The organism is Streptomyces sp. ISL-99 (genome assembly GCF_018614005.1).
Classification (GTDB): domain Bacteria; phylum Actinomycetota; class Actinomycetes; order Streptomycetales; family Streptomycetaceae; genus Streptomyces; species Streptomyces flavidovirens.
Genome location: NZ_JAGGPC010000027.1, coordinates 1 through 16,317 on the forward strand (window position 1 = coordinate 1; position 16,317 = coordinate 16,317).

Genomic DNA, 16,317 nt, shown 5'->3' on the forward strand with positions numbered 1-16,317 from the left:
GCGGGTAATAGATCGCTGCGCGATCTAACAGCGAATACTCGCCGCTTCGCGGCGAGTTGAACCGCTCCGCGTTTGCGGAGCGGTGGCCACGCGTTGCGTGGCCCAGGGCAGTCTCCGCTTCGCTTCAACTGCCAGTGAAACGATCCGCGTTGCGGATCGTGGGCAGGTCCGCTGCGCTCCCCTGCCTGCGGGCCCTTCCGGCTTCGCCTTCAGGCCGTGCAAGGGCCCGCTGACGCGGGTCGGCTGGCTAGGTGTCAGGGGGTTGCTCCGCTGGGGCTTTTGAGCTGTGAGGCTCAGTCAGCGCTGCTAGGTGGCCGCTTCGTCCTGATATCAGCCCGATGCAATCAGCAATAGGTGCGGATAAAATCTACACTCAGCAGGTAGTGCCTCATCCGTACGCTGCGCCCGAAGTTGCGTGCTGTGGCGGTGCTTCCTTCGCGAAAAGTTTAGGTGAATCCGGATTTAGCTTCGGTGGCCTTGGCGGGGCGGCTGAGTTTGGGCTACATCTTCAGCAGTGCCCAGCGGCGGCGGCCGTCCTGGTTGGTATCCGCCCCGCACGAGACCACCCCGAGGGCCGCGATCTGCGTAAGCAGGGCATCGTCGATGGGCGCCTGGCCGGATTGGTGGCTGAGGACGAGGATGAGGGCCTGGTCGTCCTGGTCGGCGAGATGGACGCTGATGCGGCTGCCGCCGTCCTCAACTGCCGCAGTCACCAGACGGCGGGTCAGTTCCTCTGCGGTATGGTCGGCACCGAGCCGGTATCCCCAGGAGCGCAGCTTGTCGACCGTATCCCGGCCGGCTTTCGGGGCGGACCAGGGGGCTGTTTCGTAGGTCCAGTTCGCCGCGCGGCGGTTCGCGATCCGTGCCCTCAGACGCGGCCTTGCCATGACCTGGGCGCCGGGATCGCCGGTCTGGGTTTCGGGGCGAGGCGGTTCCACCGGCCTCTTCGGCGGAGGCGGGGTCCTGGGAGGGTAGTCGGGCCGGTGTCCTGCCTCGGGGTCCTGAGGTGATGTCACAGCAGCCTCCCTGGAGGATGAGCCCGGCAGTCGATGCGATGCCGTGCCGCTCATCCTAGGACTGCCCCAGGCGCGCCGTGGCCAGTCACCCGAGTTGGACGTCAGCTGCCAGGCGCCGGGGTCCGGGGACTCGCAACAGGCTCGTGGCACGCTCCGACGTACATGTTCCCTCTGGGCACGGCAGCCCTTTCCCTCTTCCCACCCGGCGTGGCGGGTGACGCGGCAACCAGCTTCTCACCTGATCTCTCACCCGAGGACGTGTGAACGTCTAAGGCTGATCACACCGCCCGCACAGACAGCGGCGCGCAGGCCCTTCGAGGCCGGGATCGTACTCGGCGGGTATCGCCGGCGCTTGCGGGGTTGTCGCGCCACCGTAGAACGGGGCGCGCAGTGAGGGTAATTAGGGCCATGCCCCTGTAGCCGGTGGCACCCGGGCGGCACTGGGTGACTCGTCCACGCCGCGTCGTGCGCGCTCGGCTCCGCAGGTCTGATTGTCAGTGCCTGCATTTACTGTCATTTCTGACATTTCAGTCATCTGTCAGGAGGTGGTCGTGGGTACCGCAATTCCAGGGGTCTGCGGGGGCGAGGCGGACTGGATCATCGACGGCTGGGCTGAAGCAGGCTTGGCCGCTGGAGATCCGGCGCGGGTGGTGGGGTACCTGCTCAGTCCACTGCGCGGACAGTACCTGGCGATCATGGATGCTCTAGAGCAGTCGGTCGACCATCTGACACCTGGCGAGGTTCGAGCAGCGCTTGCTGTGCAAGGGACGGAGCTGCCTGTCGCCGTGGTGACGGTGCGGCTTCGCTCGCTCAGTGAGACGTTCCTCGCCGCGTCGGGGCGGCCCGATTCGGACATCGAGCGGTGGCACGAGCTGAACGGGGCGCGCTGGCGCTACAGCGCGACACCGCGAGGACGTCAGGTACAGCGTTTGTGGCGAGAGATGGCCGCCGAAGGGCTGGTGCAGCGCGAGATCCCGCTCGACGGGCTGTCCAGGATTCACCGGGCTCTGGCCGCCATGCATGGTGATCAGTCGACCGATACCGAGCTGTCGGAGCTGGCGGGTCAGGTGTTCGTCGAGCACGATCACCTGGACGCAGCGCTCGTGGGTCAGGCGGACATGCTCGCGCAGCTGGCGGACCGGTTCGACCTCAACACGCAGGCGACGGTAGAGCTGAAGCAGCTGATCGTGGCATACGCCACGCACGTGGCGGTGCATTTGGATGCGGCGGTGGTCCTCATCCATGAGGAGCTGAAAAGGCTGCGGCCGCGGTTTGCCGAGTTCGCGGCCGCGCGGCTCAGGCAGTCTCCCGCCGGGGCTCTAGTGGAGCGAGGAGTGCTGGCGCCGACGCGTGGGCTGCGAGCGGCGGACTGGGAGCAGTTGCTGGGGTGGTTTTCGCCTGGTACCGGCAAGGCGGCGCGGTTCAGTCTGCAGTTGGTGCGGGCCATTCCGATGCTGCACGCCAACCTGCTGCGGCATCAGAGCGTGGCGGGGCCGGGAACACTGCGCAGGAGGGCACTGTCGCTGGCGGTGGCGTGTCAGGATCCCTGGTACGGGCAGGCGGTGTTGCGCCAGGCGCTGGCGGATCGGCCGTGGACGAAGCTGCACACCGTCGCGGAGGCCGATGCGGGCGAGGTTGTCTCGTGGCATGAGGGGCCGAGGGTGGCGGCCCTGGCGATGCTGCGTGCCACCGGGCAGAGCGGTCCCAGAGGAAGAGTGACGGGGCGCAGGATGCGCGACGAGTCTGCGGCGGTGCAGCGGCGGGCGGAGCGCGAGGCCGAGCACCGGGCCGCGGTGGCGGAGATCCTGGCTGGCGGTGGTCCGTTGTCGGAGCGGGCCTGCCGGGTGGCGCTGAAGGCGGTCATGGCCGCTGTGCGGGCGCCGGAGGGGCCGTTGGGGCGGGTGGGTCAGGCTGAAGGGGTCGGATGCGCGCTTACCGTCGCTGAAGGGACGGTCGGGCGGGTCGAGGGTGTGCGGTGGTCGGTGCTGGTGCCCGGCAGACGGATTGGTTTTCATCCGCCGGGACCGGCGCTCAGGGGCGGGCGGGTCCCGGGCGGGCGGCAGGCCGTTCAGGCGGACGTAGCCGTGCTGGTCGAGGCCGCCCGGTGACCGGGGTACTCGCGGGGGCGGCCGGCTGGCAGTCGCTGGAGGAGGAGCAGGAGGCCGTCGCGTCGCTGGCCCGCAGGCTGAGGGCGGGCACGTGGCTGGTCGGCGGCCGGGACGACGAGGTGATCGAGGCGGTCCACCGCTACCTTCCGGCGGTGCGCTCGGCACTGGCCTCGGTGGGCTGCGCGTTGACGGTGGAGCCGGATCTGGTGCGCGTGCACACGCCGGTGGAACCGTTGGGCCCGATGCCCGAAGGTTCCGCACCAGAGGGGACGTGGTTCTGGCTGACGGCTGCGGTGCTGGAAAGCCTTCCTCCCAAGGCTTCGCTCGGGCAGGTGGTGAGCGCGGCCCGTACTGCGGCTGCCGAGGCGGAGATCGCGGTGACACAGACGAGGACGGAGCTGCGGGCGCTGGTGGCCGGGCTGCGGATGCTGTGCGAGCGGGGGGTGCTGACGGAACTCGAGGGGCGGGTCGAGGATCTGATGGATGGTGAGCTGGACCCGCCGGTGCTGCTGCGGATCCACCATGCCCGCCTGCTGCACCTGCTGCCTCGCAGTGTCCCGCTGGACGAGGAGGGGCAGTGGACCTGTGACCCGGGCCGGGATCCGCAGGGATGGCTGCGGTCGCTTCGGCGGCCTGACGATGTGGCGGTGCGGGTGTGCGGCATGCTCGCCGGCCAGGCGGTCGTTCACGTCTGCGACCTGGACGCCGAAGAGCGGCAGTGGTTCAGCACGCACCTCGCCCGTGAGGGGGCGCGCGTGGCCGAGGTGTTCGGGCTGCATCTGGAACATCGTTTGGAGGGCGCAAGCCTGCTGGTGCCGGAGGAGATCGCCGATGACCGCGTGCTGGGCCCGTTCCGTTTTCCCCACCGGCAGCGCAACGGCGCAGGCACCGTCCGGCATGCCGCTTTGCTCCTCATCGACTATCTGACGGATGAGGGCGAGCGGGGCGGGGCCATGGCCCCTGGCCCGGGCTGGTGCGGCGCATCGGTGTCCGAGGTGGTCCGCCGCCTGGGTGAAATGGGCGTGCGGCACACGCGGTGGGGGGCAGAGTACCGGCGGCGGCCCGCGTATCTGGCCGAAGAGGTCCGGGCTCTGCTGCAACGAGCCGACCTGCTGCGCGTCAGTGAAGGCTTCGAGGACTGGTGGTGGCTGTCGCCCGCGACAGCCCGCTGGACGGTTGTCCCCGAGGAGCGGCAGCTCGTCGTCCCCGCACCCGGCGCTGAAACGGAGGCACGATGAAACTGGTGAGTGTTCCTGACCGGTGGGCCACACGCTGGCACCTGATCGGTGCGGGGGTGGAGAACGTCTGGCACTTTCCCCGGGAGGTCTTCGACTGTCCCTCGGGCCGGTGGCTGGTCACCGCCACCAACGGCTCCGGCAAGACGACCCTGCTGGAAATGCTGTGCCCCCACCTGCTGGATCCCACCGCGCAGAGCCTGAGTTCCGGGAAGAACCGCAGCACCACCCTGGAGTCGTTGATGAAGGGCGGCAGCACCGGCCGCCGCAGGGTGGGGTACCTGTGGCTCAGCTTCGCTCCCCCCAAGGCCGGGCCCGAAGCCGACAAGCAGGCCGTGCACTACGGGCTGCGCCTGGCATACACCCAGGGCACCACGCCGCCGGTGGAGCGCGCGGGATTCCGGATGCCCATCGTGCCCGGCTCGGACCGGGACGACCTGAGCGTGCTCAGCCTCGAGGAGTTCACCCAGTACGTCACGGATCGCGGCGGCGTGGTCTTCGACCGCCTGGACGACTACGTCACGGATCTGGCCGAGCACGTCTTCGGCTGCGCCCCCAACAAGCTCCGCCAGCTCGTCCGGCGCATCAAGAAGGTCCGCAACCCCGGTCTGCTGGGCGAGCTGAGCTCCGCACAGGCCGAGCATGAGCTGCGGGGTGTACTGCCGAGGGTCAGTCCTGAGGTCTTGCGCGTGACGCAGGAGGCCCTGGCTGCCGCGGAGGCCACCCGCTCGCGGTACGTGCAGGCGGAGAAGACCGCCGCGCTGCTCGAAGACCTCTCGGCGGCCTGGCTGCACGCCTGCGCGCACAGCATGCTGGGAATCGTCGACGACGCCCTGGAGCGCACCACGGCCCAGCGCGGCGCGCAAGGTGAGGCGCAGGAGGCTGAGGCGCACGCCCGGACATGGGCGCAGTCGTACACGGAGCTGGCGGCTGTGGTGGCCGATCTTGAGGTCGTGGTACAGCAGAAGCGCTCGCGTGCGGACGCGCTGGAGCGGGATGCGGCTTCCAGCGATGTGGCCCGTGCCCGTGAGAAGGCCGATCTGTGTACTACGGCCCACCGTCAGGCCGAAGAGCTGGTGGAGGTCCACCGCAAGGCAGCGGCAGCCGGCGTCGAACGGCTGGAAGCGGCCGTGGCGGGTGTGCGCGGTGTGGTGGACTCCGTGGCCCGCACCTGCGCAGAGGCCGGTATGCCGATCCCGATCATCACTCCGGTCAGGCTGGAGCGCGTCGAGGAAACGCCTTTGACGATCGGTAAGCGGCGCTTCGGTCCGCTCGCCCAGGTCACCGCCCATATCGATCCCGCCGCGGTGGAGGAGACGGTCGCGTGCTTGGAGGAGGCGCGGCACCGGCAGCATCAGCGCAGCGAGGAGGCGCAGCTGCTCGTCGTCGCCCACCAAGGTGTAGAGGCGGCGCAGCAAGGGGGCAGAGAGGCACGGGCACAGGCGGACGCCGCCGCCGGACAGGCGGAGACGGCCCGGGTGCGGCACCAGGCCGCGTCCGACCACGTGCGCGCGCAGGTGATCGCTCTGTCCGATGCGGTACAGCAGTGGGCGTTGAAGGCCCAGGCTGGAATGCGCGCGCCCGGCTTCGACCTGCCCGCCGTGGTAGCCAGGGCCCGCACATGGCTGGAGGGCGAGGAGTTCACCGGTCCGGTCCGTGACGCCGCTGCCCTCAGCAAACGCGTGACAGCCGGTGCGGCTACCTCGGCCGGCCGCGCCCGCGAACGCGCCGAGCACTACCGGCAGGCGGCTGCCACAGCCCGTACGGCCGCCGCGGAGGCGGCCGAGTGCGCAAGGGCGTGGGCTGGCGGGAAGTTGCCGGCGCTGCCCGGACCGGTATGGGCGGAGACAGTGGATGAGAGCAAGGCATTCGCCGTGGCCGTCGACTGGCGCCCCGACGCCCTTGCGGCCGGGCCGTCCAGGAACGCGGTGGAAGCGGCCATGGCCGCCACCGGACTGCTGTCGGCCGAGCTGACACCGTTGGGTGTGGCCGGCCACAGCGGCTGGCTGGTACAGCCGCACGGGCCACAACTGCCCGAGCAGGACAGCCTCGCCGCCGTCCTCACGGTGGTCCCCGGCCATCCCCTCGGCGGCGTGGCCCAGGCGGTCTTGGGACGGATCGGGTACGCGTCCACCGCCGCCGAGACGGACACCGGCAGTCGGGCGGATCTGATGATCGGCGCCGACGGCACCTACCGCGCCGGTCCTCTCGTCGGCCGGCCGCCGGAGGCCGCACCCGGCAAGGCCCCCGCGTCCTCGCACGTCGGGGTGGACGCCCGGCGCGCGGCAGCCCGGCGCGCGGCCGTGGCCGCCCAGCGGGAATGTGACCGCTTCGAGCAGAGAGCGGCCGGGTATGCGCGGGCCTCCGGCCGGTTCGTGCAGCATGCGGCGCTCCTGGAGGCGCTTGCCGATCAGTTCCCTCATGAACTGGCGAGAGCGGCGTCGGACGCGGAGGCCGCACGCGCCGAGAGTGCGGCGTCCGAGCAGGATGCCCGAGCCCACGCGTCCGCACAGGACAGGATGGCGCAGGAGAAGGAAGGACAGTTCCGCAGCGTGCGGGCGCAGTGGCGTGAGCAGGCCGCCGCGTACGGTCTGCCCGACACCCTGGTTCTGGTCCGGGCCGAAGCCGAGGAAGCCGCCCGGCGAGCCGACCGTCTGGGCGGGGCCGCCGACGAGATGCGCCGGACGACCAGCCTGCTCCACGATGTCGAACGGGCGGCGCAGCAGGCCGCCCAAGCGCAGCAGCACGCGGAACGCAGCGCCGGTGCCGCCCTGGCCAGTTACCGGCAGCTCAGCGACGCGCTGGCCGCTTGGGAGGCGTGCCAGCAGCGAAGCGGCATGGACGAACTGGCCCTCGTGCAAGAGGCGGTTGCGGCCCGTGCCGCTCACGCGGAAGTGAAACAGCGCCTGGTGGAGGCCAGTAAACGACTGGGCGAGGCGCATACGTCCGCGGCCGTGGCGCAACAGACGAAGGCCGGCGCTGTGCGGCGTCTGCACGAGAGCAGGCCCCGGGCTGAGACATCCCTTGAGGCCGTGAACCAGTGCTTCGCGCTTGAGGGCCTGAACGAGGCCCTCGACTGGCCGCAGCAGCACGGTGCGGCTGATGACGGTGACGTCGTGGCCTGGCTCGGGCAGCTGCGTGCCCGGCTGGCTGCCGTTCCCCGGCCGCGTGCCGGTATTGATGCGAGCGCCGATGCCCTGCGCCATCACCTGGCCGCGGCACCGGGTGAGGACTGGAGTCTGGGGCACGGCCCGGCGCCCGGCACGATGCCCACCCACCTGCTGTCCCTGGGCGGCAGGCGCATGTCCCCGCCTGTAGCCGCCCAGATCGCAGCGGCACGCCAGACAGAGGCGCTGAAGGTCTACAACGAGGCGGACGAGGACGCCCTGGAGAACTTCGTCCTCGGACAGATCCCCACCGCGATCAGCACCGCCTGGGTCGATCTTCAGGACTGGGTCGACAACGTCAACGACCAGATGAAGCTGACGACAGCCTCGTCCGGTGTCGGCGTGCAGATCGAGCTTGCCCTGCGCCGTGACCTGACCCCCTCGATCGCCACCATCCACCACCTGACGTGCAAGGTCGGCAACGCCGACCGCACACCCGAGCAGCACCTCCGCATCGGCCAGGAACTCCTGGCCGTGATGCGGCTCGGAGAGCAGGACACCATCGGCGATCCCGGCAGCCCCGGCTCCAGGCGGGCCGACCGGCTGGCCGAAGCCATCGACATCACCACCTGGGTCACGGTCAAGTACATGATCACCCGTCCGCACACGACGAAACGAGAACGCTGGGGTGCTCGCGACGTGACCGTCTCCAAGGGCGAGAGCCGGCTGATCGTCCTCGCACCGATGCTCGCCGCTCTGGCCGCCGAATACCGCGACGTGCCCCCGCACGCGGCGCGCCTGTGCGCCCTGGACGAAGTACCGGGTGACGTGGACGACCATGGCAGAGACGGCATCGCCGCCTACATCGCCAGCCTCGACCTGGACCTGATGAGCACCAGCCACAACTGGGACGGCTCCCCCGGCGCCTGGGACGGCATCGACATCTTCGAACTCGAACCGGCGCCGGAGAACACCGTCATCGCCTTTCCCATCCGCGTCTACAGCCCCCACCTCCAGCACGCCACCGACCACGCCCCACCGATCGTGCCCGGAGCCGCGGCCCAGTCATTGGCAGGCCGGTCATGAGCGGCAACCCGGCCGCATGTCCCGACCAGCTCTGTCACAACGGGGCATGCCGGACCGCCGACCTCACGCCCCTGCTGGAAGCCGACGTGCGATGGCTGTGGGAGCCAATCGCCGCGCGGGCCGACCAGCGCGGCAACGCCGTCATGGACAGCGGCACCATCACGATCACCACCCCGCACTCCCCCGCGCAGCGAGCCGCCGTGGTCGGCCTGCTGGCGCCGCGGGCCTGGCCTGCCGGCGTCAGCAGGCGCATCGACCTGCACCAGCTCACCCTCGCTCTGCGCCGGCGCGGTCCGGGCCTGACACCAGGCGCTGTCGCCGCGCACGCTGCCGGGCGGCCACTGGCGCAGAACGCGGCCGACAAGGCCCAGCTCGCCGCCCGCCTCGCCTCACTGCAGCACCTTCGTGCACGGCTGTCCCGCGCCCTGCCCCCCACCGCACCAGTGCGGCCGGACGAAGCCGGGTGGGACAGCCTGCGCCGGCGCGGCACACTCGCCCGCATCATGCAGCATCCCCACCCCGAGAGGCTGTTGAACGCCTGCTTCGCCGTCCTGCAGCGCCTGCCCGCCTCAGACCGGGCCGACCGCCGGGTCCTGGCCCACGCGGCCACCGGCAACCCCCACACCCTGGATCCGGGATCAGACCTCGCGTGCCTGGTCATCGCCGAGGCCACTGCCGCAGGCCGCACGGACGCCGGAGCTCCTGCCCGCGAGGCCTGGGCCCGGCTCGGCATCGACCTCGACGCCTTCACCGGCGGACTGCTCACCCTGGGCGTCCATCCCGAAGGCTGGCACATTCCCCCAAGGCAGCCGATCGTTCTCACCCCGTGGGTCTTGCGCCATGCCCTGTGGCCCGGCCCGCGCAACAGCGACAACCCCTACGTGTTCATCTCCGAGAATCCCTCCGTCGCGGCCGCGGCCCTGGACTGCCCCCCAGGCAGCGTGCGGCTCCTGTGCACCATCGGAACTCCCTCTGCGGTCGAAATCGACGCCATCGCACGCCTTGCGGCCAGCGGGTGGCGCATCGCGGTGCGCGCCGACTTCGACTGCGCCGGCCTTGCCCTCGTACGGGCCGTCCTGCGCACGGTTCCCGAGGCGCAGGTGTGGGGTATGACGGCCGCCGACTACGTCACGGCCCTGCACCCAACGCCGTTCGAGCCAGGCGCACTCGACATCGACCGTCTCGGTGACACGCCCTGGGATCCCACGCTCGTCGCCGCCATACGCGCCCACGGCCGGCCCGCCTACGAAGAAGCCTTCATCGACCAGCTCCTCACCGATCTCCGCCATGGCCACCCGGCCACCAACCCGCCGGCCACTAGCCCCACCACGGTCGTGCAAGCCTGATGACAAAGCCGGGCTCCTTTTCCGGTCGGCAGACTCGAGCCGCTGGCTCTGCCAGCCCGGCGAGGTGGTGCAGGCACCGCAGCAGGGCGCGGCATTTCCCCGCCGCGTCGTAGGGACCGCCCAAGCGCTGGTTGCGGTACCGCAGGCGGTCAGCCGACCACAGCCCTATCGCCACCGCGGCGGGCCCCATCGCATCCTCCCAGCGGCTTCGTCCCAGCCACGCCCGCACCCGCGAGGCATCGTCGTGATGGCGCAGCAATTCCCGAGCGATAACGCCGCGGTCGAAGCGCGCGTTGTAGGCGACACAGCGGCGCCCGGCCACGACACCCGACAGCTGTGGGAGCAGGTCGGCGAAGCGGGGTGAGCGGGTGAGGTGCGCGGCGGTGATGCCATGCAGCTCACTCGCCGAGCGAGCGATCGGGGCAAGGGGGTTGAGCAGTTCATTGAGCAGGGTGCGGCCGGTGCCGTCGACAGCGGCGACCTGGACGGCCCAGGCTTCACCCAGGCCTGTGGTCTGGACGTCGACCAGCAACACGTCGGGATCGTTCAGCACGTTCTCGGCCCAGCGGGCCGCGCGTGCCCGGGCGGACGGCCACGACGGCGGTCTGCGCAGGACCCGGACCGCGTCGTCGAGGTGCGCATGCTGTTCGCCCAGGGTCTGGACGTGCCACAGGCCGTCGCCGTCAGTGCGGGCGTGCAGTGCGCCGAGGTAACGGCCACCCTCGTACGCCACCCAGCAGGGCCGCTCGGTGTCAACGGGCCGCACGAAGTGCACAGCCACGCCATCGACACGACGACTGAAAGCATCCCCCCAGTCCGCCGGTCCGCCGGCACACCTGCGTCCGCACAGGCAAGCCCTTTGCGGCGCTAAGGCCAAGGGCACGGACAGCTCGCGCTGATGCGCTGGGCACTCCATGGATCCATCGTCAGACGGCATCTCGCCCTGCCGCCCGACCGATCGCAAGACACGCCGCGGTATCACGCTTTCACCGTGCCTGAGCAGGCGCCGCGCCCCACGGCCCTGGGCAGAGTACGAGGCAAGCACTACCGTGTTGGTGCATGACCTTCCGCTCACGCCGCCTGGAAGAACTACTCGGCGGCACGCTGGACGCCATTACCTACGGCGACATCGCCAGACTCGTCGGCAATATCGACGCGGCCGAAGCCGAAGACCTGGACTACAAGCAGGCGCACTACACGGGCGAGGACAAGAGCCGCGAGGAGCTGGCCAAGGACGTCGCTGCCTTTGCCAATCACCTGGGCGGCGTGCTCATCATCGGCATGGCCGAGAACCGCGGCGTCCCGTCCAAGGTGTTCGACGTCCCGCTCGACGACGCTCACTTGCGTGACCTGCATCAGCGCATCGCCTCCTCGACTGCCCCCATGGTCCGCTGGCACCACATGATGAAGGAGAACCCGGACAGGCCCGGCCACGGGTTTCTGATCATCGCAGTGCCGCGCAGCCCACAGGCACCGCACGCCATCACCTTGGCGAAAGGCACCACCGGCGCACTGCGCTACCCCCGGCGCAGCGGCAGCCAAACCGACTGGCTGACAGAGACATACGTCGCCACCGCCTATCAGCAGCGTTTCACCGCCCTGGCCGACCGGCGAAGCCGGATGAAGGAGATCCAGCAGGAACTGGTCGCGCAGGAGACCGACCGCAACCTGCCCCACCTCCTAACCACGCTCGTACCGCACGTCCCCGGCGACATGCGCATCACCCAGCAGACATTCGCCGCTTACCAACCGGCGCTGCGTCAGGCGCAGCCGCTTCTCGGACAGGACACCCGACCGTTCAAGGCGGTAAACGTCCAAGCCGGGGGGTTGATGCTGCACTATCCGCAAGCCCGCTCACGCAGCGACCTGGCGCACCTGTACACCGACGGATCCGGCATCTGGGCACAGCCCCTGCCGTCCGTGTTCGATGACGACGAGCCGGATGAGCGCCTGCGTGTCCTGCGGGCGGACGTGCTCGTGCACCGGCTGCTGTCCGCCCTGGCGCTTCTCGGGGCGCACGCACGGGACCGGTGCGGGGCCACCGGCACAGTGAGCATCGAGGTCGACCTGGTTGACTGCATGTACTCCCACCCCTACGCGCCGCCGGAGCCCTACTCCCGCCCCGGACAGACGCGCCCCGACCCCGCCTGTCCGCTGCTACTGCAGCAAGAGAGGCCCTTTCCTCCGAGCGAATTCCCGTGTGGAAGTGCCCAGGCGGAGGCCAGCGCCCTGCTGGACGACCTCGCGGACACCGGCACCGGTCTCGTGCAGACCGGGTCGCTCCTCACCGACCAGCTCTTCCATGCCTTCGGGATTGCTGAAGCCGCACCCGTCACAGGGCAAGGGGAAATCCGCCTCGCAGCCTGGGGCCAGAGCTTGCGGGCGGCCATCACCAACTGGGCGGATCAGCAGGGCGTGGCCCTGAACCGACCGGTGAGCTGACTATCGGGCAGGGCTGCGGTCCTGCGGACTGTCACGCGCTCACTGCCGGTGTCACGCCTTCGTGCAGCCAGTCGCCGTCGAAGAGTGAGGCGATGAGCTGTGCGTGCTCGGTGGGAAGCTGCCCGGCACGTTGCTTCGTGCGGGTTTTCGCGAGCCATGCGCCGAGGCGGACCTTCTCGCCGTCGACAATGATCTCCTCGCGTCCGGCTGGTGCGCGCTGCTCACGGTGGAGGAACAGCTCAAGGAGCTGGACCATCTCCTGGAACCTGCGGCGGGTGCGGGTGGGTGTGGTCAGCGGGTTGCTGTCGGGGGTGAGGTGGAGGCGGGCGAGGAGCTGTTGCTGGGTGGGGTGCAGGGTGCTGTAGCGGGTGAGCTGGCGCCGTAGCCAGCTGCCGATCTTCACCGCGCCGAGCACCGTGTCGTGGTGGAGCTTGGTGAGATCGTGTCCGGCGGCCAGGTGGGCGCGCAGGAGGTGGTACTTGCGGTGCCAGTCCGGGCCGTACGGCAGCTGCCAGTCGGGGTCGATCGCCGTGAGGTCGGCGGCGCGGGCGGGATCGAGTTGGCCGCGGGTGGCGAGGGAGCGTTGTTCGGCGAGCCATGCGCCGAGGGGGGTGGTGGCGGGAGCGGCGAGGTGGCCGTGCGCCTGGTGGTAGTCGGCGGCCGTGGTCAGCCGGGCGCGCCAGGCGGCGTCGTGCTTGTCCCAGATCATGTCCAGGGCGTCGAGTTCGGCGGTGAAGTCCGGTTCGAGGCGGCCGGTGGTCGCGGCGTCGCGCATGGTGGTGATGAAGCGGCCGAGTTCGAAGCCGACGGGGTCGGTGTAGTCGGCGGGCACGTCGAGGTGGCCGTAGGTGTCGTGGAACGCCTGGGCAGAGGTGAGACCTTCGCGGCGGGTGCGGGTCAGGGGGCCGCGGGGGTTGAAGGCGATCAAATCCATCGCGCGGGCGACGCGTTCGGGGTGGACGGTGAAGTCGAAGTGCCAGCGCTTCATCACCAGCGCGCTCGTCTCGCGCGGCAGCCGGTTCGCCTTGTTCGGCAGACGCTCCACGATCCGGTGGTCATGGCTGGCCAGCGCCGTGGTGATCGCCCAGACCGGCTCGTACGCGGTGCCGAGAATGTCTGAAGGGTCTGCTCCCGAGGGGACGTACGCGGGCACGACCAGACTGGCGGTCTTGCCGGAGACGTCGATCCTGAGGGCGCGGCCGAGGGCCTGGACGCAGCGGACGATGCTGCGGGTGGGGTCGGCGAAGACGATCGCGTCCACGCTGGGGATGTCGACGCCTTCCGAGATGAGCTTGGCGTTGGTCATGATCGCGCACTGGGCGGCGGCGAAGTCGGCGAAGATTCCGGCGCGCTGGTCGGGGGTGTGCTCGCCGTGGACGAAGAACAGCTCGGGTTCCAGGTCGGGAACCAGGTCGGGGGCGGTGCGGCGCAGCAGGCGCAGGGTGTGGCCGAGTTCGCGGGTGAACCTCTTGGCGTCCTCGACGAGGTGGAAGTACACCAGCACCCGCCGCAGGCCGTGCTGGGCCATGGCTTTGAGGACCGCCAGATGCAGGGCCGTGGTGCGCAGTGCGCCATCGGGCGCCGAGTGGCCGACGTCGCCGCCGGTGCTGCCGGTGTTGGCGGGGGCGGTCAGGTTGAGCTGGGTGCGCAGGTCGTCGTCGCTGATGGTGGGTACCACGATGCGGTAGTCGGCTGCCCGCCCGTCGGCGATGGCGGTCGCGAGCGGGTAGTCGTGGACGACGGGGCCGTAGACGGCGTGGTTCGACATCGAGTTGGCGAACGCGTCCGCGTCCGTGTCGGGGGCGCCGCGGCGGCGGCGCGGGCGGATCAGGCTTGCGGACTCCGACAGCTCGGGTGCACCGAAGCTGCGCGGGGTCGCGGTCATGAACAGGCGGCGATCGCAGCGGATGGCCGCCTGGGCGTTGATGAGCGTCCACTTCTTCTCCGCCCGCCCCGCGATCCGGTGCGCCTCGTCCATCACCGCCAGGTCGAACCCCGGCACCGCCCGGCCGGCGTGCTGGGCATCGCGAATCTTGACGAGGGAGTCGTACGTGCAGATCACCGTCAGAAACGGGATCTCACCCGGCCCCTCCCCTACCACCGACAGTAGAGCGGCCAGGGCTTCGGGGCTGCTGGTCGAGCCGACCTGTGCGGCCGCGAGCGCCTCGTGGCCGGCGGTGTCCATCGAGGACACGATGATCATGTGGCGCATGTAGCCGTCGCGCCGCCATGCCAGAGCGGTCTGCGCGGCCAGGTCGAGGGTCGGCACCACGACCAGCGTCAACCGTGCCTGGAGCGCGAGAGCGATCCGGATCGCGACCAGGGTCTTGCCCGTGCCCGTCGCCGAGATGTACTGCGCCCGGGTACCGGGACGGCGCAGATGACGCACCGCCGCATCCCGCCCCCGCACCTGATCAGAGAACAAAGGCCACGCGGGCACATGGGACACAGAAACGTCGGCAGCGGCGGTACTCACCGGCCCATCATCACCCACCGCCTGGGCCCGCCGCGGCCGAACGCGGCAGGGCCACCCTCGCCCAGGGCGCCAGGGTGTTCCGGGCTCTGCCGGATGTCAGAACGCTCTACGCCCCGGTGCGGTCGCTCAAGCTGATCGCTGCCCAATGCATTCAAGTCGTCCACCTGATCGAGCAGGTAGAGCAGAGCCTCAGCGCCCGTGAGGATCGCCGAAGCCCGTGCTCGCAGGCGGTCCGGTGCCGTGGAGCCTGCCGTCATGCGCATGAACGGCGTCGGGCTCTCGGCCGTCAGATTCGTCAGGGCTTCTTGAATCCGCACCGGCTGTTCCGGCCTCAGGCCGGAGTCGTAGAGGTATGGCCCGAGCACGACTTCCACTTGTCGCCAGTACGCCCTGAGTTCGGCGAACCACTGCTTCTGCTGCGATCCTCGTACCTCAACGTCAAGGGTCTGCTCCAGAGCTCGGTTGATCGCTTTGACTTCGGCCGCCAGGTGACTCGACGGTGGCACCCTGTGGACGTTCGGCTGAGACGCCGCGTGGCGCAAGGCCTTACACGCGGTTTGCAATGCGTGCAGACTGCTGCGCGCCGCGTCGGGGGTCTCCGCAACGAATCTGCGCAGCAACGCTTCGGTAAACAGGTTGACCGCTGCCGGCACCTGTTTCAGGGCCACTGTGCGGGCCATCGTCTGCGCCTGCCGGGAAGCGAGGCGAGACAGGAAGATCAGTGCGACCGGTACTCCGACAAGGAAAGCGACGAGACTGGAGAGCAGGTTGGTACCGAGGGGCCAGTTGCCCCACCAGCACTGAAGCTCGCCGTACACGCCGATGAACAGAGCAACAGCAGCTAGGCTCCAGCACCAAAGAGACACACGTTGCACCCACTTGTCCGTGTGCTTCCACCACCTCGGCCTCACGTCCATAAGCGCCGCCTTTACCCGGCTTGGCTACGCGCTGAACCTGCCAGATTTGTCGGGCTGTCTGGGGGATGCACGCCGCGCAGGGCATGCGTTCGGCCCTGGGGGACCTGCACGCACGTCCGACCCTTGAGTCCGTTCTCTCCCCGCCTCGACCAGGACGGCTTTCTCGGATCCGGTGCTGGTCACGGCCGTCGCCAGGCGCCACAGACTGAGATAGAAGATGCGCGCTGGCCGCCCCGGCGAGCACTGAACGCGGGGTTCCAGCACCCCGAAGGCGAGCGGGGTTCGTCAGCGGTGGGTGACGGTGAAGCCGCTGTCGTTGAGTGCGGCGGTCCAGACGTCCCGGTCGAACCACTTGGTGATGTTCGGCTGCAGTTCGGCGATCATGCGCATGCGCGCCTGCCAGTCGTGGCCTCCTGCGTCGCGGCTGCCTTCGCAGCCGGCGCAGCCGTCTTCGCCGTGAATGTGGCCGGCCATCCAGGCGTTCACCGCGACGTTGAGGATGACGGCGTACAGGTCGCCGCCGCTTCGGGCCAGGGCGTCCGGCACGCCGGCGAGGATCAGCGCCAGCTCCGGATTGTCCAGCG

Annotated in this window: 10 protein-coding genes; 5 read left to right on the forward strand and 5 right to left on the reverse strand. The window is 69.9% G+C overall.

Going from position 1 to position 16,317, the window contains the following annotated elements:
• Window positions 1-500: 500 nt before the first annotated feature.
• Window positions 501-938 carry a hypothetical protein gene (locus tag J7E91_RS16460; RefSeq protein ID WP_308376645.1) on the reverse strand — a complete coding sequence of 146 codons (438 nt, stop codon included), beginning with the start codon at window positions 936-938 and terminating at the stop codon, window positions 501-503.
• 629 nt (window positions 939-1,567) lie between these two features.
• Between J7E91_RS16460 and J7E91_RS16465 the strand changes: the two genes are divergently transcribed.
• The 4 genes from J7E91_RS16465 to J7E91_RS16480 are packed head-to-tail and all read left to right on the forward strand — an operon-like array spanning window position 1,568 to window position 9,898.
• Entirely contained in the window at window positions 1,568-3,124 is a 1,557-nt protein-coding gene (locus tag J7E91_RS16465) for a DUF2397 family protein (protein ID WP_214904625.1), read from the forward strand.
• Window positions 3,121-4,362 carry a DUF2398 family protein gene (locus J7E91_RS16470; protein ID WP_214904628.1) on the forward strand — a complete coding sequence of 414 codons (1,242 nt, stop codon included), beginning with the start codon at window positions 3,121-3,123 and terminating at the stop codon, window positions 4,360-4,362. Before J7E91_RS16465 ends, J7E91_RS16470 begins: the two co-directional genes overlap by 4 nt.
• 5 nt (window positions 4,363-4,367) lie before the next feature.
• Window positions 4,368-8,552: an SbcC/MukB-like Walker B domain-containing protein gene (locus J7E91_RS37030; RefSeq protein ID WP_214904632.1), complete on the forward strand. Its 4,185-nt coding sequence runs from the start codon at window positions 4,368-4,370 to the stop codon at window positions 8,550-8,552.
• Window positions 8,549-9,898: a DUF2399 domain-containing protein gene (locus J7E91_RS16480; protein WP_214904635.1), complete on the forward strand. Its 1,350-nt coding sequence runs from the start codon at window positions 8,549-8,551 to the stop codon at window positions 9,896-9,898. The genes J7E91_RS37030 and J7E91_RS16480 overlap by 4 nt, the downstream gene beginning before the upstream one ends.
• Here J7E91_RS16480 and J7E91_RS16485 read toward each other — a convergent pair.
• Entirely contained in the window at window positions 9,870-10,679 is an 810-nt protein-coding gene (locus tag J7E91_RS16485; protein ID WP_214904637.1) for a 3'-5' exonuclease, read from the reverse strand. The two genes, J7E91_RS16480 and J7E91_RS16485, sit on opposite strands and share 29 nt — an antisense overlap.
• 278 nt (window positions 10,680-10,957) lie before the next feature.
• Between J7E91_RS16485 and J7E91_RS16490 the strand changes: the two genes are divergently transcribed.
• Window positions 10,958-12,340, forward strand: a complete 1,383-nt coding sequence (locus J7E91_RS16490; protein ID WP_214904640.1) for a helix-turn-helix domain-containing protein — start codon at window positions 10,958-10,960, stop codon at window positions 12,338-12,340.
• Between the two features lie 31 nt (window positions 12,341-12,371).
• Here J7E91_RS16490 and J7E91_RS16495 read toward each other — a convergent pair whose 3' ends face one another.
• The 3 genes from J7E91_RS16495 to J7E91_RS36020 form a co-directional block, all read right to left on the reverse strand.
• Entirely contained in the window at window positions 12,372-14,729 is a 2,358-nt protein-coding gene (locus J7E91_RS16495; protein ID WP_308376648.1) for a Helicase associated domain protein, read from the reverse strand.
• An 83-nt stretch (window positions 14,730-14,812) separates the two neighbouring features.
• Complete coding sequence (locus J7E91_RS16500; protein ID WP_214904643.1) at window positions 14,813-15,634, reverse strand: hypothetical protein; 822 nt, start codon at window positions 15,632-15,634, stop codon at window positions 14,813-14,815.
• A gap of 384 nt (window positions 15,635-16,018) precedes the next feature.
• Entirely contained in the window at window positions 16,019-16,279 is a 261-nt protein-coding gene (locus tag J7E91_RS36020) for a hypothetical protein (protein ID WP_251015769.1), read from the reverse strand.
• Window positions 16,280-16,317 lie beyond the last annotated feature (38 nt).

Coding starts and splice junctions, on each gene's coding strand:
- J7E91_RS16480 (WP_214904635.1), top strand. CDS start 8,549: ATGAGCGGCAACCCGGCCGCATGTCCCGACCAGCTCTGTCACAACGGG.
- J7E91_RS16490 (WP_214904640.1), top strand. CDS start 10,958: ATGACCTTCCGCTCACGCCGCCTGGAAGAACTACTCGGCGGCACGCTG.